The organism is Dorea sp. AF36-15AT (assembly GCF_003477705.1).
GTDB classification, from domain to species: Bacteria; Bacillota; Clostridia; order Lachnospirales; family Lachnospiraceae; genus Claveliimonas; species Claveliimonas ammoniilytica.
On sequence record NZ_QUDV01000008.1, the window covers coordinates 69,693 to 87,701 of the forward strand.

General features: G+C 56.7%; 16 protein-coding genes. All 16 read left to right on the plus strand.

Annotated elements, in window-relative coordinates; all coding sequences use genetic code 11:
* Positions 1-11: 11 nt before the first annotated feature.
* Complete coding sequence (locus tag DWZ93_RS11640) at positions 12-875, plus strand: hypothetical protein (RefSeq protein ID WP_118453025.1); 864 nt, start codon at positions 12-14, stop codon at positions 873-875.
* Positions 876-909: 34 nt separating this feature from the next.
* Positions 910-1,974 (plus strand): type IV secretion system protein, encoded by a 1,065-nt coding sequence (locus DWZ93_RS11645; RefSeq protein ID WP_158574314.1) that lies wholly within the window; start codon positions 910-912, stop codon positions 1,972-1,974.
* 120 nt (positions 1,975-2,094) lie between these two features.
* A complete protein-coding gene (locus DWZ93_RS11650; RefSeq protein ID WP_118453027.1) occupies positions 2,095-3,363 on the plus strand; it encodes a hypothetical protein in 1,269 nt (422 codons plus the stop codon).
* A gap of 61 nt (positions 3,364-3,424) precedes the next feature.
* Positions 3,425-4,669 (plus strand): hypothetical protein, encoded by a 1,245-nt coding sequence (locus tag DWZ93_RS11655; RefSeq protein WP_118453028.1) that lies wholly within the window; start codon positions 3,425-3,427, stop codon positions 4,667-4,669.
* A gap of 1 nt (position 4,670) precedes the next feature.
* The gene (locus DWZ93_RS11660) at positions 4,671-5,210 is read left to right on the plus strand and encodes a hypothetical protein (RefSeq protein ID WP_118453029.1); all 540 of its coding nucleotides are present in this window, start codon (positions 4,671-4,673) and stop codon (positions 5,208-5,210) included.
* Between the two features lie 29 nt (positions 5,211-5,239).
* Positions 5,240-5,479, plus strand: coding sequence for a hypothetical protein (locus DWZ93_RS11665; protein ID WP_055155928.1), 240 nt, complete (start codon positions 5,240-5,242; stop codon positions 5,477-5,479).
* 58 nt (positions 5,480-5,537) lie between these two features.
* Complete coding sequence (locus DWZ93_RS11670) at positions 5,538-6,500, plus strand: hypothetical protein (protein ID WP_118453030.1); 963 nt, start codon at positions 5,538-5,540, stop codon at positions 6,498-6,500.
* 34 nt (positions 6,501-6,534) lie between these two features.
* Positions 6,535-7,641: a hypothetical protein gene (locus DWZ93_RS11675; RefSeq protein WP_118453031.1), complete on the plus strand. Its 1,107-nt coding sequence runs from the start codon at positions 6,535-6,537 to the stop codon at positions 7,639-7,641.
* Complete coding sequence (locus tag DWZ93_RS11680; RefSeq protein ID WP_118453032.1) at positions 7,642-8,256, plus strand: hypothetical protein; 615 nt, start codon at positions 7,642-7,644, stop codon at positions 8,254-8,256. It abuts the gene before it with no gap.
* The gene (locus DWZ93_RS11685) at positions 8,257-9,261 is read left to right on the plus strand and encodes a DUF3846 domain-containing protein (RefSeq protein ID WP_118453033.1); all 1,005 of its coding nucleotides are present in this window, start codon (positions 8,257-8,259) and stop codon (positions 9,259-9,261) included.
* A 91-nt stretch (positions 9,262-9,352) separates the two neighbouring features.
* A complete protein-coding gene (locus DWZ93_RS11690; protein WP_147364667.1) occupies positions 9,353-10,102 on the plus strand; it encodes a MuF-C-terminal domain-containing protein in 750 nt (249 codons plus the stop codon).
* An 82-nt stretch (positions 10,103-10,184) separates the two neighbouring features.
* A complete protein-coding gene (locus tag DWZ93_RS11695) occupies positions 10,185-12,371 on the plus strand; it encodes a type IA DNA topoisomerase (protein ID WP_158574315.1) in 2,187 nt (728 codons plus the stop codon).
* A 21-nt stretch (positions 12,372-12,392) separates the two neighbouring features.
* The gene (locus DWZ93_RS11700; RefSeq protein WP_118453036.1) at positions 12,393-13,151 is read left to right on the plus strand and encodes a DUF4313 domain-containing protein; all 759 of its coding nucleotides are present in this window, start codon (positions 12,393-12,395) and stop codon (positions 13,149-13,151) included.
* 149 nt (positions 13,152-13,300) lie between these two features.
* On the plus strand, positions 13,301-13,831 hold the full coding sequence (locus DWZ93_RS11705; RefSeq protein ID WP_118453037.1) for a hypothetical protein: 531 nt from the start codon (positions 13,301-13,303) through the stop codon (positions 13,829-13,831).
* Positions 13,832-13,855: 24 nt separating this feature from the next.
* Complete coding sequence (locus DWZ93_RS11710; RefSeq protein ID WP_118453038.1) at positions 13,856-14,479, plus strand: hypothetical protein; 624 nt, start codon at positions 13,856-13,858, stop codon at positions 14,477-14,479.
* Between the two features lie 87 nt (positions 14,480-14,566).
* Positions 14,567-18,009 (plus strand): VaFE repeat-containing surface-anchored protein (locus tag DWZ93_RS11715; protein ID WP_118453039.1); only part of this gene is annotated, 3,443 nt, incomplete at its 3' end.

Below are 18,009 nucleotides of genomic sequence, written 5' to 3' on the forward strand. Positions count from 1 at the left end.
GGATACCTGCTATGAAGAAACTGAAAGCATGGATGGCGGAACACAAGAAGTTTTCCGTCATCGCCCTGTGCCTGCTCCTGATGTTCACCTGCGGCTCTGCCATGAGCGCCATCAACGTGTCGCATCACCGCGCGGAAACCGCAAAGGAGCAGAACGCAGGAAATGACACGGACACTACCACAGCCGCTGAGAAGAAGACGAAGGAGGAAACCGGGAAAGTGGAGCTTACCGATGCCCAGAAGGAAATCATCAAGGGATACGATACCGATGCCAAGGAACTCATCGACACCCTCTCCTCTTCCGTCTGGTCGGTAAGCGAGGGGCGCTACACCCTCAAGTTTGCCGATGACTCCTACGTGGAAACGGTGAACGGAACTCCGACCGTCCATAGTTACGCCATCTCCCGCGTGGAAAAGACCTCCGATGGGTACGGCGGTTATCTCTATACCATCGTCTTCGAGACCGATACCGGCACCCATATCGTGACCTACACGGACGGCAGTGGCGCTGCGGTGAACTCCGATTCTAAGACCCCCGGTGAGAACACCATCTCCACCCTTACAAGCTCTACGATGTTCGCTCAGAAAAACACCGCATACGAGCGTGCCGAAGCGGTGGCAAACATTACCGTGAAGGGCATGAACAGCGAGGTCACGAAACTCTTCGGCGGGGATGAGAAGGCCGTCATCACCGCCCTCTCCAAGTGGTGCGCCGTCCATTACCCTTCTGTCACCGAAGCTACATGGCAGAAAGTCGTGAACCTCGATTATGAGAACGGGGTCATCACCACGGACTTCAAGCTCAACGACACAAACTCTGTTTCCGTCACCTGCGTTTACGAGCAGTCCACGGGCGAGTTCTCCTTCGAGGGCTAGGGCAGCGTCGCCATGCAGGCAGAAAGGAATCTCTATGAATGAACAACTGACTTTACAATCCACACAGCGGGAGGAGACGAAGACGGTTCCCCTGCGCAGGAGAAAGGCTTGTCTTATGGGCACGTTCGCGCTCTTCGCCGCCTGCGCACTCGTGCTCCTCATTCCCCATCCGGCCTACGCGGGTGTCATCGGGGACTTCCTTGATATCCCCAACATGATTAAAACGTGGCTTCTCCAAATCGCTGCCACGCTCTTCAACACCTATTTCGGTGTCATCAACCAGACGCTTGATGCGAGGTTCATTTCCGGGCCGTTCAACGAGCTTTTCGGAACAACCGAGCCGTATGGCGTGATAAAGGACTTTTATCAAGCCGGGGTCATCCCCGTTGCCCATGCCATCCTGGGTCTCTTCATGCTGATGCAACTCATCAAGATTAGCCAGCGCATCGACGCGACGAGCACCCTTCCCGCCGTGAAGGATATCGTGTTCCTCGTGGTGACCTACTGCATCCTCAGCTACTTCATCGACAACGCCCTCGACCTTGTTTCTGCCATCTACGGCATCTTCAACGACCTCGTTGGTAACGTGTCGGACAAGCTGCAATCGAAAAACTGGTATGAACCCGGAATCGAGATGACCAAGGATGATGTAGCCGATGCTACGCTCGGCGGATGCTTCCTCCTTTCGATTTTCGGACTCATTTCATGGGTGGTCGGACTCGTTTTCTATGCCATTTCGATGGTCGTTGCCCTCGGCCGTTCCGTTCAGCTCTATGTCTATGCCGCCTTCTCTCCGATTCCCATTTCCCTTCTCGGCTTCGAGGAGACGAAGCAAATCGGAATCGGTTACCTCAAGAACTTTGCGGCAGCAGCCCTCGCAGGCGTGGTCATGGTTCTCATCCTCTACCTCTACCCGCATCTTGTGACCGCCCTCGCGGTTTCCGGTGGATTGGGAAAGGCTGAGATGCTTGGTCTCGCACGGGGCGTAGAAACATTCGACTCGTTCGGTGTCATCATCAAGACTATCGCCGTTCTCATCACGACCATGATGGGGCTTGTAAAGTCCGGCTCTTGGGCGAAGGAAATCCTCGGCGCGTAGACGCTTACCGAAAACCTGCTACCGCTCACCGAAGGGGCGTGCCGAAACCGGTGCGCCCCTTCCCCTTAATAAGTTATTATTGGGAGCCAAGCATCGGCTTCCGATGGAAAGGAACGCGCTATGGCATACGACACTACGGAAGCAGTGGCTAAGTTTCTGTCCGGCTTCCAGATGAAGATTACGAACCGGGAAAGGGACACCGTTGCCCCAGACTACTACGTGAAATACTCGCTCACCCTCTCCAAAGGCGGAAAGGACTTCTCCACCACCTTCGTATCTGACCCGAGGGCTTTTGGGGAGCCGACCGTCACGCAGGTCTTCTCCGCCCTCGCAGACGATGCCCTCACCTTGCGAAAATACTCCACTGACGAGTTTGTGGACAAGCTCTACGCACAGGGGGTAAAGCCATCTGCCGCCCTCCGTGCTTACGACTCCTGCAAGGAGACGAATTTGTGGATGCAGGACGAGCTGTACCTCTCCGGCTGGGAAATCGAAGAGATATCGAAAACCCTGACAAAGCATGGGGACGAGGTAAACACTCTGGTCGAGAAGGCCGCATCCGAGCGTGCCGCGCGGTACGCCTATGACCACCCGAAGCTGCCGAAGGGTTTCGTTACTATCGAGCAGCTTCAAGGAGACCTTGACCTCGGGGACTTGCGCGACGAGGTGGAGGATTTTGATTTCGACGGTGACCTCACCGTCGCGTTCAGTGAAACTGCCGATTATAAGGTCGATGACAACTATCATGCCCTTCTCTCGTGGCTTCCAGACCACACGGAGTGGTTGGAACAAGCCGAGTTCGACGGCCTTCTCGAAGGCTGCAAGGGCGATATCTACAAGATGGTTCAGATGGCGCAGTACGAGTGCTTCAAGTCCGACCTCTACGACCATCGTGAGGATATCTCCCGTTACGGCACCCTCGACCAGCTAAGGGATATGGGGGTCTATGCCATCCGGGAAAGCCTTGCAGACGAAATCTTAAACGACCTCTCCTATGATGAGGATTATGCACCGACCGATGACGCGAAGGATACCATCATGGGTGCCGTAAACGCCGCGTTCGAGGAGCGGTACGGGGAGGACTTCGCCGAAGTCGCGACCGACTTTGGGCAGGATATCGACGATATCGCAGGTCGCGCAAATCCTTATGTCCTGAGTGTGGATACGGTACGCGCCGTGAACGAAAAGGGATACGACGCGGTGTTTGCCGAGCAGTGGAAGGCCGAGCTTTCTGAGTGTGATATCGACCCGGAAGCGGTTTCCGTTGACAGCGAAGCGCACGATATGGAAAACGGCAGGGATGGGCTTGATGATAACGCCCCGGAAAAGGATGCCCCGGAAAAGGACGATAGAGATGCACAGCCGCCTGTAGACACCGACAACCGTTAGAAATATGCATGGAAACGGGTGAGGGCAAGGCTCCGCCCGTTTTCTGCTGAAAGGAGACTCTATGGAACCGAAACCGAAAGAGCGTATCGTCTTCGACGAAGACTCCTACTACGGAGACGAAGGTGCGGAATGGGCGGTAAACGACCTTATGGAACGTAAAGGTCTGACCGAGGATGAGGTGCGCGAGAGCTTCACCGACGATGAGGTTTTCCAACACGCGATGAAGCTGCGCGACTTCGATTACGAGGAGGAGATGCGGGCGCTTGCCGCCTTCTTCGATGGGAAGAAGTCAGACATGTCGGATTTCATCAACCCTTACGGCGGCAACCACATTTTTGTTGCTGGCAGCGTAGAACGTTGGGATGACACAATCCCCGTTATCACCGTCTACAAGGACTTCGATGCCGCCACCGATTGCTCTCCGTCCCGTTTCGGTCGGGGCAACGTTTTCGCCGACTGCGAGATTCAGAAGGTCTGGGACGAGAACGGCACGCTTTACCTTGCCGGTGCCCACCATGACGGGCGCGTATCCGTCGAGATGCGTCAGCTCACCGATGAGGGCGAACGCCTTTGGGGACAGCTCGATTACGAGGATTATCTGCCCCTCGAAGGGCTTACCGCCATGGGAAAGCACTATGAGCTTGGCGATGAGAAGCAGTTCATCCACGACCTCTATAACAGCCCGGAACTCTGCGCCGCCCCCCGTTACATGGAGCAGTCCTTCGGATGCCCTTCTGAGGAATACGAGAAAGAGGAAGTGACACTCCCTCACGACTTCACCACCGGCAAATGGCGTGTGCATCTTATCTACCCCGGAGAGCGTTACGGTCTCGATGGTTGCCTGACCTATGAGTTAAATGCTTACTCTGGCGTACCTGCCGCCGCCCATCGCGCGTCCTACCCCCTTGTGGAGTTCTACGATACCTCGCAGGATGCCGCACGCTTCCCGGGCGGGCAGTTCGTCTCTCGTTACTACATGACCGACCTGCTTGAGGACGATTCTATTGCCGTCTCCCTCGACACGATGCTCAAGAACGGGAACCAGTTCTCCCTTGATGGCGGTATTCCCGCTTGGACGGTTGAAGGCGATGACCTTGCGAAGGTGAACGACTTTCTCAAGAAAAGCTGCATGGAGTTCTGCGGCTCCCTTCCCGGTGACGATAGGGGGGAGGACGGCTATTCCCTTTCGGGGGAAGCAAGGGATGCTGCCACCTCCCGCAATGGTTTGAACGAGAACCGGAAATCCGTTGCGGAGATGATTCAGGAATGTTTCGATTCCATCGAGAACAACGGAGATACCATTTAGCATGAAGCGTAAGAAGACAAAGAACTTTAACTATGCCTGCCCACGCGAGTTCACTACCGGCAGGTGGCGCGTGCATCTCGTCTATCCCGGTGAACCCCGCGCGGATGGCGGCTTACCAAAAAGCGAGAATGAAAATCCCCCCTGCGGTGACACGATGGTCGAGTTCTACGATACCGAGGATAACGGGCAGTTCGTAGCCAGTTTCCACATGAACACCCTGCTCGGCTACCCTTGGAACGGAATGGTCGGTGCCGACCTCGACGGCCTTGAAGCGTATGGATTCGCTTATCCACTCAGCACACAAGCCGCGACCGACTGGCTTGAGGGCGATGACCTTGCGAAGGTGAATGCTTTCCTCAAGGAGACCTGCAAGGAGGTCTTCGGCATCCTGCCCGGTGCGGACGATGGCGGCTATTCCCTTTCGGGGGAAGCGAGAGAAGCCGCCCTATCGCGCTTCGCTCTCCCGGAGAACAGGAAAGCCGCCCTCAATATGATTCGGAAACTGAATGAGTCGAGAGACAGCAACGAAAACGCCCTTTAGGCGTTTTTGGCAAGAAAGGAGAAATGAACATGGCAGAAGATTTCGGTGACAGCACGGGAAGCGGCCTTGTGAATACCGCAGGGCAGGCCGCAAAAGAGGTCGTTCAGGCCGTCGTGACAAAGGGTGCGGGCATCGGAGGAAAGGGCGGTGGCGGCATCTCCCTCTCCGGGGAAGCCAAGGACATGATGGCAGCTTCCAAACAGCTTGCAGGCGCATCTGCCGCACCTTCCCGCGAGCATCTGGTCGCAAAGCCCGACCTCTCCCGTTAGATAGAACCACAGAAAACCAGCAAACCGCACAACTAGAAACACAGAAAGGATGATTGCCATGCCAGATAACGACTTCTGGATTGGGCAGGAGCAGATTCCCGTTGACCTCTCCCTCCTGCTCACCTACTCCAACGATGAGGACTATTGGTACGTTCCGGGGGAGTATGCGCTCAGGGTCTATACCGTCGATACCCTGAACACCAACTTCGCCCGCCCCTGCTTCGCGCTCGGTGAGCGCACGTCCGACCCGGAGATGGAGGATGTTTCCGGTGCTATCGAGAACACCCTCCACGAACTTCTCGATTCCGGTGCGACCCCCGAGGACGTGTACCGCATCATGGGACTCGTTAAGGAGAGCGAACTTTCCCCCGAGACCAAGGAAGCTGGCACCTATCTCCCCATCGACCTCGGCTATTGCATCGACGGAAATATCGTCTCCTATGAAGCGGTGCCGGAGAGTGTTGCGACGGTACCTGAAAACGTAGACTACCCGCGTTACGCGGAAGCGATGGAGAGCCATGTGCCGCTTCCCATCGCTACGCAGATTGCTAATCATGACTTCTCCCACGGACAGGCGGATATCCTCATGGAAGCCGCCCGTAACCCTCGCGTCTCGTCAGAGACGCTTGAGACGATAGCCGACAAGACCCTTTCGTCCGGTAAGATGCGCAGTCTTCTGGATATCGCTTCTGTCGGCAAGAACCCCCTCGATTTTCGCAATATGGATGAGCAGACACTTAAGGCGGCTGTTTCCGTGCTGTTCCACGGCGGCAAAGACCTCCCCGTGACGGAGCTTGACCTTGCGCAGTTGCGTTCGGTAGACCTTGCGCTGATGGACGGGGCTTCCCCCGCCGAAGCCATGCGTGCAGCCGAGAAGTCTACATCCGCCGAGCCGGAAGCGACTGCCGCATCCCTCGCATCCGAAGCCCGCGACGCGAAGGCTGCTCGCACCGAACTCGATAGCCAGTCGGAGACGAAGGATTCCCCGACACGCGCGGAAAAGGCAGATGGCTCCCTGTGACAAAGCCGTTTCATGAGCAGAAAGGAGGACACCTATGACACCTGACGGAAAAACATTCGACCCGGAAACCGTTACCGACAAACAGCTCGTTCAGTACGAACAGGCCATTGACCGTGGCCTAACCGAAGCCGACGCGCTGCGCCTTGCTGAACACGAGTACAACGGCTTTCAGGCCAATGCCATCATCGCCGCCGCGCTGAACCCGGCGGTGGGAGAAGACGTGCTGGATGCTCTCGCGACCCCCAAGTACACCGCAGCCCAGATGACGGCCATTGCGAAAATCGCTATCAGGGGCGGAGACTTCGCACGCTTCCTAGACCCGCAGATGGACGCACGGCGCATGGAAGCCGCCTATCTGGTCGTGGCACACGGGGGGAGCGATTTGCCTGTGGAACGTCTCTCCCGCTCCCAGCTGCTTACCATCAACAATATCCTTCTGCAAGGCCATGTCCCCTATGAGACCGTCCGCGCCATCGCGAAGCCTGCATTTACCCCTGAGAGCATGGAGGTCATTGCTGCCGCCATGGAAAACGCATGTCACGACCCCTACACTGGGGAGAACTCCATGACCAAGGCGCAGGTGGCGCGTATCATGAACCCGGACTACAAGCCGGGACAGCAAATCGCCCTCCTTACCGCCATGCGCGGGCAGTCCCCGGTTGCCGACCTGAGCGATGCGGACTTTGCGGAACTGTTCCCGGCTTCCCTCTCCGCAGAGCAAATGAGCGCCTGCGCCTATGCCGTGAACCGGTGCGGATATAACGCGCCGCTTCTTATGATGACCATGCAGGTGTGCGCAGGGATGAACGCGCAACAGCTCATGTCCGTCTTCGATGCGACAGCGGCAGAGCTTTCCGATGCCAATATGGCAAAGGTTTCCACAATCCTTATGTACACCCCAGCCCTTACGTCCCAGCAGATGCGCTATCTGCTGGCGGAAGCCAAGGACGGCACCCCGCTTTCGGCTCTGGAATCCATGAAGGAGCATCTGCTGGCACAGGCGGAACCCGAGAAGGCACAAGTTACCGAAACCGGTGTCAAGTCCGAATCCCGTGACATGGCATCCGGCAAGGAAGCGCTTGCGGAGCGGGCGGGACTTGATGGCACCCCGAAAATCAATCAGAACAAGGAGATGGAATAGATGTTTAACAACATATCGAATCCCAAATGGTTCGGCGATTGGAGCCGTTTGGAAGATGAATATCTCGACAACAACTTTACGGAGATTCAAGACAACTTCGCTTTCTCAAAGAGGAAAAAAACCAATGGACTTTTTGGTGCCATCGTCAGTCTGGCTACCGCATTTCCAGTCCGCGACCCGGAGACCGGACATGCCACCGGCGCTTGGAAGGTGGCCTGCGAGTCCATCGACCTTGACGAGGTGCCGCTTTCCGATATCGCGGACATGATTTCCTGCTTTGGCAGCAAGACCATAACCGATTTCCGGCTGTACAACAGGGAAGTCGATATCACCCCATGGCAGCAAGCCCTCGGCGAGCTTTTACTGCGCGGGCGCGTACAGAAGGACGATTACCCATGGATACAGTGCCCCAACTCCGACTCCGCCTTGAACATGATGAACATGGTCATGGGTGCGAACTTGCCAAAGGACTTCTTCGATGATTGCACCCTTGGCGATGAGGAATATGGATGCGGCGAGGAAGCACATGAAATGGCTTCTGCACGGAAGGAAATCGACACCCAGACAGAGACCAAGGATGAACCGGAAGTTGACCCGGACAAGGAGGTGAAATAGATGACTGATAATTTCAAGGAGATAGGTTCCCTGTTCGGCAGGGAAGGCTCGGGCGCAGGTTTCGTCAAACAGACGGATAAGGAGTCCTTCACCTATGCCTTCGCTTGGCCGGAGGGGGATACTTGGGCAACCCTCACCGGATATCTGAATTTCGATGAGCAACCGGAGGAGTACGTGCGCCGCGTGCTGCAAGATGGCGGATTCCGCTCCGATTGGGGCAACCCGGACTACGACCCCATCGGTGATTTCAAGGAGACAGCCGGTGACGAATATCGGATTCCTCTCCTGAAAGTCCTGCTCCGGGAGCAGCTGGAAAGCCGCTACGAGGTCGCAAACCATTTTTCGACGATGAACCGCGCCCGCGTGGAGCTTTCCGCCTTTATCCAGAATGAGGGCGGCGCACCGCTTCCCGAAGACGCACTGGGTACTCCCGAAGAGCAGGGTATCCGTGCCATGCTCATCGCCACCGGCGAACCTCCGCGCGAGGTGACCCTTCTGCCGGATAAAAACGGCTCCACCTTGAAATCGCTGCAAGCACTGGTGGGTGGAAATATCGAGACTTTCGATATCGCTTTCGGCGAGGAGGTTCCCCTTTACGTGAACAAGGAGTGTCTGTTCACCTGCCCGCCAAACCGTGCCATCTTCGCCACCGAGGAGATGGCAAAAGCCGGGTATCTCTCCCAGTTCGATTACTCGAAGGTCGTGAAGATGGGGGACTTCTACACCGTCCTGAACGGCGATATCGTAGCCGTGGGCTTCGACCCGGAGACGGGGGAGAGCCGGTCGCTCACGAATGGGGAGACTGCCCGCGTGGAAGGTTACTTCACCGTTATCAGTAAACCCGGAAGCGGGGCGAAGGCTGTCGATGATATCCGGCACGGTATCACTCCGGGCGGCTACGACATTTCCGTGGAGATTCACGACTGCACCTCCGGCAGGAACGCGCTCGCGGCGGATGCGCCTGCAATGGATGCGCCCGGAAAGGATGACCAGAACATCGAATAGAACCCAAAGTGACAAAAAATTGAAAGACAGGATGCCGCATCCCGTATGGGAGCGGCATCTCCACAAATGCGAAAAAGAACGGGAGGTGCGAATGATGAAAGCAGAAAAAGGCTCCGAGATTATCACGACCATCTGCGAGTACGAGAACTCCGTGGCAATGCCGGATAATGAACGCCTAACCTATCTCGACACGTGCGGCATCGCCCGCCTTAAGGATGGGAACGGAAATGTAAAAGCACAAGAAGCCTATGCAAACAGATGCAGCGAGTACCTGCGGTTCGGACACGAAGTTGACCTTGCCGCCTGCGGCGTATACAGCCCCTACGATGCCCTGAAAGTCTGCGACACGCCGGAGATATTCTTGAAGACCGGGTTCGAGCAGCGCCCCATGCTCTACACGCAGAAGCATCTCTTTCAGGCTCTCACACCGAAATCCGATTACAACCCCCACCGGCACGGCTTCTCCATCGAACAGGTAAAGCGTTTTCCCGAGCTTCTTGCTTCCCCGGTGGTTCTCGCCAACAGCCCGACCAGGGATGATGTTCTGCTTGCCATCCTTCTCGCGACCGATGCCTACGACACCCCGCTCATCGCGGGCATCAAGCCGGACGGCACGGGAAACTACGGGGAGCGCGAAGTTGAGACGAATATGGTTTTGAGCGTCTACAGCAGGCAAAACTTCATCCGTTACTTCGCCCTGTTACGGGATATGAATGCCTTCGTGTTCGTAAGCGGCAGGAAAATCGAAGCGCTCGAAGACCTATCCGGGCTTCTGCTTGCGGGAAATTGCTCCGGTCTCGATATTGACAGGATTCTGCAACGCCCGAAGTGCCTTGGATAGATACGCAGGCCGTTAACGATTACCGGCTGGATAGGGGATATTAACCTTCGCCCCTTGAATGAAGCAGAAAGGAGAAAACCATATGAGCAAATTAGTCATCGCGGAGAAGCCGATGCTCGCCCGCGATATCGCCCGCGCCATCACGGGAAAAGAGGTGTCCGAAAGCGCCCACCTTCCCATCTCGGGAAACGGCTACACGGTCTGTGCCTGCGCCGGTCACCTTTTGGAACTGGTAAAACCGGATACCATCGACCCAAAATGGGGAATGCCTTGGAGCCTTGATGTACTCCCTATCGAGGTTCACGACTGGCCGAAGGAACCGGCGGTCGATAAGAAGACCGGAGAGAGCAAGAAGCCCCTCATAGACCAGATTGCGGGACTCCTTAAAACTTGCGATTCCGTCATCGCCGCCGGTGACCCGGACGATGAGGGGCAGCTTATCGTGGACGAGCTTTTGGATTACCTCGGCTACGCCGGTAAGGTTGAGCGCGTCTACGTGAATGACAACATCGAGAAGAACATCGTGAGGGCGTTCGACAAGCTCGTGCCCAACGACTCCTGCCGGGGTGCCGGGAACGCCGCCTATGCCCGACAGATGGCGGATATGTGCTTCGGCGTGAACGAGACGAGACTCGCCACCAAGCGTCTCGACGGCCTGTTCACCGTCGGACGCGTGCAGACACCGACGCTGGGGCTTGTGGTGAAACGCGACGAAGCCATCGCCCACCACGTCACCCGAAAGTTCTACGAGCTGTTTGCAAGCGGTGATTCGGATGCCGGAGAACTCTCCTTCAAGTATCTGCCGGGAAAGGAGCTGCTTGCCGGTGAGAAGCATCTGTTCGAGCGGCATATGCTGGAAGCCCTTAAGGAAAAGCTCGACGGACGCGACCTGCACTTTGAAACGACCGTATCGAAAAAGCAGGAGAACCCGCCGCTTCCCTACAACTTGACCGTGCTGCTTTCCGACATGAGCGAGCGCTTCGGCTTCACTGCCGCCGAGACTCAGCAAATCACGCAGGATTTGCGTGATAAGTACAAAGCCATCACCTACAACCGCTCCGATTCCCAATACCTCAAGGAAGAGCACCGAGAGCAGGCACCGGCAGTCCTTGCGCAGGCGATGAAGAACCTCGGTGTGCGCTGGCCTTTGGATTACCGGCTCCATTCCAAGGCGTTCAACGATGGGAACGTGACCGCCCACCACGGCATCATCCCGCAGGAAGCGGATGCGCCCGTGTCCGCGATGGAACCGGACGAAGCCAAGGTCTACACCGCCATCTGCGAGCGCTATGCGATGCAATTTCTTCCTCCCGCCGTGTACGACGTGAGCGAGAGCACGGTAAGCGTGGACGGCGGAACGCTTAAGCTCACAGCGAAGCGCCTTTCGGACGCGGGGTTCACGGCTGTCTTCCCGAACGTCTCGAACAGCCGTGTCAGAGAGGATTCCGATACAGGGAACCCATGGGTTCCCGCAGGAAGCCACACCCTTGCCGGTATCTCTTGCTCAATCACGGAAGGGGAGACCACCCCGCCCGCACCCTATACGGAGGGCACCCTCATCACAGACATGGCATCCATCGCGAAGTACGTCAAAGACCCGGAAATCCGGGAAATCCTTAAGCGTAAGGATGACGGCAAGAAGGGCGAACACGGCGGTATCGGAACGACGGCCACCCGCTCCTCCATCATCGAGGGTCTGAAAACCCGTGGCTACCTTGAGGAACGAAAGGGAAAGGTTCGAGCAACCGATAAGGCCAAGGCGTTCTACGCACTCCTCCCGCCGGAGATTCGCGGTGCAGACGTGACCGCAAGATGGTGGCTCATCCAACAGGATATCGCAGACGGTAAGGCGGACGTGAACGCCCTGCAAGATTCCGTCATCGAGGTCTTCAATCACCACCGCGAGACCGCCTACGTGGGCGCATCCATCGCAGGTACCGGAAAGACCGTAGTGGGCAAGTGTCCGAGGTGCGGCAAGGACGTTATAAAGACCGGCTCCATCTACGCCTGCTCCTCCATCAAGAACGAGAAGCAGGAAGACGGCACTTGGAAGGAGGTCGCGGGCTGCGGGTTCAAGCTGTTTGGCTTCTGCACCAAGAAGTTCACCGAGAAGCAGGCCGCATCCCTTCTTGACGGGAAGGCGGTCTCGCTAAGGGGCTGCAAGTCCAAGGCCGGAAAGACCTTCGATTGCACAGTCGTTCTTCAAAAGGACGGGTCGGTAGAACCTATTTTCACACCGAGAAAACCCACGAAGAAAGGCCGCAGGTAGCGGCAGAAAGGAAGGAATGACATGGCAACACTCCTATCACCGGATATGCTTCCCGAGGATATTCGGAACATGGATTTCGGGCAGGCTTCCATGCCCCACGCGCCCGAAGCCCAGACCCCGGAAGCGCCCTACGATACGACCACATCCGCACCAGACCGCCCTGCCATACCACTCTCCCCGGACATGCTTTCCGGGAACCTGCAAGGAAACGACAGTGAGAAATCGGGCATCGAGTTCTCCTTCGATGCCTTCGGATACACCCAGCAGGTCGAACTCGTCAGGGAGTCCTATGCGGACGGCAACCTTGCAGTGACCGCCTATCTCTCCGACCCAACCGAGGAATCGTTCGGACAGCCTTGGAGCAGCGTCACCGTAAACTTCGGTTCCCCACTGCAACAGGACGCGACCGTTTTCCTAGACACCAATAACATGGGAGAAGCGATGCTCTCGAAAATCTCCCAGCTCGGAGCCTTCACCGGCCAGTTCATGCGTTCGGGGTTCTGCTCCTACCCGGCCTTCACCTTCGATACCGAAGTCATGGGCAACATGCGTGACTTAAACGAGTTCGCATCGGCAGACCACAGCAGCCTTGCCAAAATGCAGGATGCGTGCCACGCGGCACTCGAAAACGTATACGGCAGCGAGTTCACGGATGCCTTGGAAAGCGGTTACGACCTGAACGCCGAATCCCATGACTGCGCTTCCGGAAGCGCCGTACTCGAAACCTGCGATACGACCCGCGCGGAACAACCCACGAACCATGTGAAGGGGGTGCGATAGGCATGAGCCGCTTTCACTCGAACCGGACTTGCATCCGTTCGCCGACAGCTATCCCAAGCAGCCAAAACACACCATTGTGCTAAAATCGGGTACCGTATACACACCGCGCGGGACTACCCGTTCCGCACAGACAGAAAGGATGAAAAAACATGCCCAAGAAGACACTGGAGCCAGAGCAGGCTCCCAAGGCAGACAACTACGCCAAAATCAACATGCCCGCCGCCTTCCTCACGCCCCACGACATTCAGACAAGTGACGGGCGCACCTTCGAGAAGTGCTTCGTTTCCTTCCCCAAGGGGACGAAGGTGAACGGCATCGACGTGAGCGGCTTCTCAACCGATGTGTTCCTCTCCGACTACATGAAGAAGGACATGCTTGAGAAGGGACGCGCCACGGTCTCGTTCAAGAAGGACGAGCCGGTGCCCATCTGGACGGGGAAGAAGGACGATGCCGAGCACCCGTATCAGCGCTACGAGGTGAAGGCCACCGACCTCACCCACGCACTCAAGGTGGCGCAGGATACCTATAAGGCCGGAAAAGCCGCAGAGCGTGCCGCCGCCAAGGACGGCGTGAGCCTTGCGGGGGAAGCACGCGACATGGAGACCGGGAAGGACGCGCTCGCAGGCGATGACCCCGCCAAGTCCACCAAGTCGCGAACCGGGCAGGATATCGCCCAGTAGTACAGAGGAAAGAGGTGACAGTTCATGGTAATCGAGGTGCTCTACAAGTCCTTCCGCTACGAGAAGTTCGACTCATCCGCCCAGACGAACTCCGAGCCGTTCCGCGCGAAGGGAACGAACATCCTTACCGACTGGAACCTCTACCTCGGTGCCCTTGAGGAAAACGGCATCATTCTCGCAGAGCACTGGTATGACGGAAATCCGCAGCACGCAGGCGGACAGGTGACCCTTGAGGGCACCAAGGTTCCCGCCGCCACCCGTCAGGTCGGGAGCGCCATGCTCCTCGTCTCGCCAGATGAGCTGGACGATGTAGTCTGGCTCAAGAAGGACGGCGAAAAGCTCCTGTGGCGGGAGGGCGATGAGCTGATAAACGGCGAGCGGTTCTTCGCCATGGAGCAGCTGTGTTACTCCGATGCCACAGTGCAATCCGTCAACCGCCGCGCCATCGCCGTGTTCGACTACTTGAAACATGCGCACCCGACATACTCGGATGATGAGATTGCCCGCATCATGGGCTACACCGAATCCGCCATCGAGCGCATCCGCGATGCAGAAATCTCTCAGGACGAGGGCTTCGCAGACGATGATGGGGAAGGGCAAAACGAGGAAAACAACACCGGGGCTATCGGCGGATATGACTTCGGTTAGAGATAAAACGCAACGAGAAACGCAGTTCAAACGAACCACCAACGAAGCTACAGAAAACCACGCAAACAAAGGAAGGAGAAAGAACACATGAAGATTCTCGGACGAATCAAGAAATCTAAGGTGCTCACTGCGGTCATGACCGCAGTGCTCATCTTCCAATCGGCGTGCCCTGCGGGGCTTGCCTACGCCGCGCAGAAATCGGGTGTTAGCACCTATGCTGCCGGTCAGACCATCGACCAAGCACTCGGTGCCACCAAGACGGTCGAGTCCGTGCTCTCCCAGCACGAGAACGACGAGTATTACCTCACCACACCTTACGGCAACAAAGGACCTCATGGCGAGGACGGTGCAATCAACACTTGGGACTGCTGGAAACCGAAGGGTGAGTACGGTAGCGGTGCCTATATGAACTGCGCCGGTTTTGTGGTTGCCGTCCTCCGTGCCTGCGGAGCGAACACATCCATCATCGGAAACTATACCGCCAAGGACGGCTACAACAGGGGCAACGAAGCGAACGCCTCTAAATGGGAAGAGTATTGTCGCGACAACAATGCCGTCAGCTACACGTTCAGCTCCAAAGAGCAGATGCTCGCGTCCGGCATCCTTGAGAAGGGCGATATCATCTACATGGAGCCGGTGGACTGGAATCATAGCAATTCAGACTGCCATATCGGCTTCTTCTGGGGTAGCAGCAGCTCGGAAGACCTTTACTGGCACTCTTCCAGCCACGCGGACGGAATTGTAAAGGGCTATTTTCCGAACTCCGCAGGCGGCAACGTGATTTCCAAAATCACGCCCAAGTATCCCGTTAGCTACTACCGAGTCATCAAAACGTTGCACAAGGGATATCTGACGCTGCATAAGGACTCCTCAAATAAGACCCTTACCGACACCAATGACTGCTACTCCCTCGCAGGTGCCGAATATGGGGTCTACACTGACTCCAACTGCTCGAACAAGGTAGCGACCCTTACGACGAACGCAAGCGGGAACGCGAACACCGTCTCGCTCAATCCCGGACGCTACTATGTGAAGGAGACCAAGGCTCCCAAGGGATATTTCACCGATTCGCAGGTTTACACCGCAGATGTTTCCGGCGCGAATCGCGAATCCTCGCCTGTGAAGCTCTCAGTCAGCGACAATCCCGCAAATGACCCTATGAGTATGCTTCTCGGTAAATTCGACGGCCAGAAGACCTATAACGGCGCCGGTAACCTCCCGCAGGGTTCCGCTACCCTTGCAGGTGCCGAGTTCACCGTCGATTACTACGCCACCCTTGACTACAAGAGCTACGATGACCTTAAGAACGCCGACGTGAAGCCGATGCGTTCTTGGACGTTTAGTACAGACTCCAACGGTTTCTGTAGCTTTGACATTGCTCATTTTGTCTCTGGCGATGCCTTCTGGTATCGACTTGATGGGACTCCTGCACTTCCACGTGGCACCGTTGTCATACGTGAGACTAAAGCCCCAATGGGCTACGTAAAGTCTGATGAAGTGTCTTTCCAGAAGATTCAGGAAAACAATTCCGTTGAAGGTGTTATCACCTACAATGCCCCGGAGGTTGCCGAGCAGGTCTACCGTTCCGATATCGAGTTCACTAAGAAATCCGACAACGGTTCCGACCGCCTTGCAGGCGTGCCCTTCAAGGTGACCTCCCTCACTACCGGCGAGTCCCACATCGCCGTGACCGACGAGAACGGCTATTTCAGCTCCGCGTCCTCTTGGAACGCGCATGACTCGAACACCAACGCGAACGATTGGGCGCTGACCGCAAGCGACACCATCGACAGCACGAAGCTCGATGCTAACGCCGGTTTCTGGTTCGGCAACAACAGCGTGCTCGATGGGAACGGCACCACTTCCACCTCCGATGCCGTCAAGGCGGACAACAAGCTCGGTGCCCTGCCCTTTGACACCTATTCCGTCGAAGAGCTTCGCTGCTCCGCTAATGAGGGCTATGCGCTCATCAACACGACTGTTACTGTGACCCGTGATGCCAAGACCATCGACCTCGGCACCTTCGATGACCCGGAGCCGGAAATCCACACCACCGCCTACGACGCTTCTGATAGCGACCATTACGTTGGGGTCGGCACCGTCAAGATTTCCGACAAGGTAGAGTACAGCCATCTCGTCGCGGGTAAGACCTACACCGTCATCGGTGAGCTGCATGATGCCGCTACCGGCGATGCCGTCACGGTTAACGGTCAGGCTATCACTGCCGAGAAGACCTTCACGGCTGAGGACTCCGCAGGTTCCGTCACGCTTGACTACGCTTTCGATTCCTACGACCTCAAGGGGAAGACCCTCGTGGTCTATGAGACGCTTACCGATGCAAAGGGTGCGAAGCTCGCCGAGCATAGGGATAAATCCGACGTTTCCCAGCAGGTGACCGTGCTCACGCCGAAGCTCTCGACAAGCGCCGTGGGCGATGCGGACAATAGCAAGTCCGTCACCGCTGAGGATGATGTTACCGTTACCGATTATGTCCGTTACACCGGGCTTACCGCCGGGCAGACCTACACGCTCACGGGAACCCTTATGGACAAGTCCACCAAGAAGGCTTTCATGGATGCCGACGGCACCCCCGTCACCGCGACTGCGGAGTTCACGGCGGAAGCCGAAAGCGGTACCACGACCGTGACCTTCACCTTCGATGCCAGCGGCATCAAGACCGGCACCAAGCTCGTCGCCTTCGAGACTGTTGCCACGAACGGTATCGAGATTGCCGACCACAAGGATATCAACGACATTGACCAGACCGTTACCGTGAAGGCTCCCGTTATCGGCACCACCGCCGTCGATGCTGCCGACGGTGACAAGACGGTCACGGGTGAGGAAAATGTCGCTGTCCGCGATACTGTCCACTACAACAACGTGACCCCCGGTAAGACCTACAAGGTCACCGGTACCCTCTATGAGAAGGTTCTTGACAAGAACGGAAAGGTCACGAAGAAGGTATTCAAAGACAAGAACGGTACCCCCGTCACTGCGGAAGCAAACTTCACCGCAGAGGACTCCTACGGAAACGTCGATGTGACCTTCTACTTCGATGGCAGTTCGCTCAAGGAAGGTACCTCTCTCGTTGCCTTCGAGTCCCTGTCCCACAACGACAAGGAGATTGCTTCCCATGCCGACGTGAATGATTCCGGCCAGACTGTCATCATCACGAAGCCCAAGCTCTCCACTACCGCAACGGATGCCCTTGATGGTGATAAGAACCTCATCGGCGAGGATAATGCCACCATCGTCGATACCGTCCATTACATGAACGTCACTCCCGGCAAGACCTACAAGGTTTCCGGCACCCTCTACGAGAAGGTCACCGACAAGGACGGCAAGGTCTCCAAGAAGCAGCTCCTCGATGCCGACGGCAACCCTGTCACAGCCGAGACCGAGTTCATTCCCGAAACCGCTTTCGGTGATGTGGACGTTACCTTCACCTTCGACGCGTCTGACCTCAAGGCCAAGGACAAGGTGGTCGCTTTCGAGTCCCTGTCCCTGAACGGCAAGGAACTCGCGAGCCA

Excerpts from the sequence above, each read along its gene's own strand:
- DWZ93_RS11695 (WP_158574315.1), top strand. The coding sequence starts at position 10,185 with ATGAGCAAATTAGTCATCGCGGAGAAGCCGATGCTCGCCCGCGATATC.
- DWZ93_RS11670 (WP_118453030.1), top strand. The coding sequence starts at position 5,538 with ATGCCAGATAACGACTTCTGGATTGGGCAGGAGCAGATTCCCGTTGAC.
- DWZ93_RS11710 (WP_118453038.1), top strand. The coding sequence starts at position 13,856 with ATGGTAATCGAGGTGCTCTACAAGTCCTTCCGCTACGAGAAGTTCGAC.
- DWZ93_RS11675 (WP_118453031.1), top strand. The coding sequence starts at position 6,535 with ATGACACCTGACGGAAAAACATTCGACCCGGAAACCGTTACCGACAAA.
- DWZ93_RS11660 (WP_118453029.1), top strand. The coding sequence starts at position 4,671 with ATGAAGCGTAAGAAGACAAAGAACTTTAACTATGCCTGCCCACGCGAG.
- DWZ93_RS11685 (WP_118453033.1), top strand. The coding sequence starts at position 8,257 with ATGACTGATAATTTCAAGGAGATAGGTTCCCTGTTCGGCAGGGAAGGC.
- DWZ93_RS11655 (WP_118453028.1), top strand. The coding sequence starts at position 3,425 with ATGGAACCGAAACCGAAAGAGCGTATCGTCTTCGACGAAGACTCCTAC.
- DWZ93_RS11640 (WP_118453025.1), top strand. The coding sequence starts at position 12 with ATGAAGAAACTGAAAGCATGGATGGCGGAACACAAGAAGTTTTCCGTC.
- DWZ93_RS11680 (WP_118453032.1), top strand. The coding sequence starts at position 7,642 with ATGTTTAACAACATATCGAATCCCAAATGGTTCGGCGATTGGAGCCGT.
- DWZ93_RS11700 (WP_118453036.1), top strand. The coding sequence starts at position 12,393 with ATGGCAACACTCCTATCACCGGATATGCTTCCCGAGGATATTCGGAAC.
- DWZ93_RS11665 (WP_055155928.1), top strand. The coding sequence starts at position 5,240 with ATGGCAGAAGATTTCGGTGACAGCACGGGAAGCGGCCTTGTGAATACC.
- DWZ93_RS11705 (WP_118453037.1), top strand. The coding sequence starts at position 13,301 with ATGCCCAAGAAGACACTGGAGCCAGAGCAGGCTCCCAAGGCAGACAAC.
- DWZ93_RS11645 (WP_158574314.1), top strand. The coding sequence starts at position 910 with ATGAATGAACAACTGACTTTACAATCCACACAGCGGGAGGAGACGAAG.
- DWZ93_RS11650 (WP_118453027.1), top strand. The coding sequence starts at position 2,095 with ATGGCATACGACACTACGGAAGCAGTGGCTAAGTTTCTGTCCGGCTTC.
- DWZ93_RS11690 (WP_147364667.1), top strand. The coding sequence starts at position 9,353 with ATGATGAAAGCAGAAAAAGGCTCCGAGATTATCACGACCATCTGCGAG.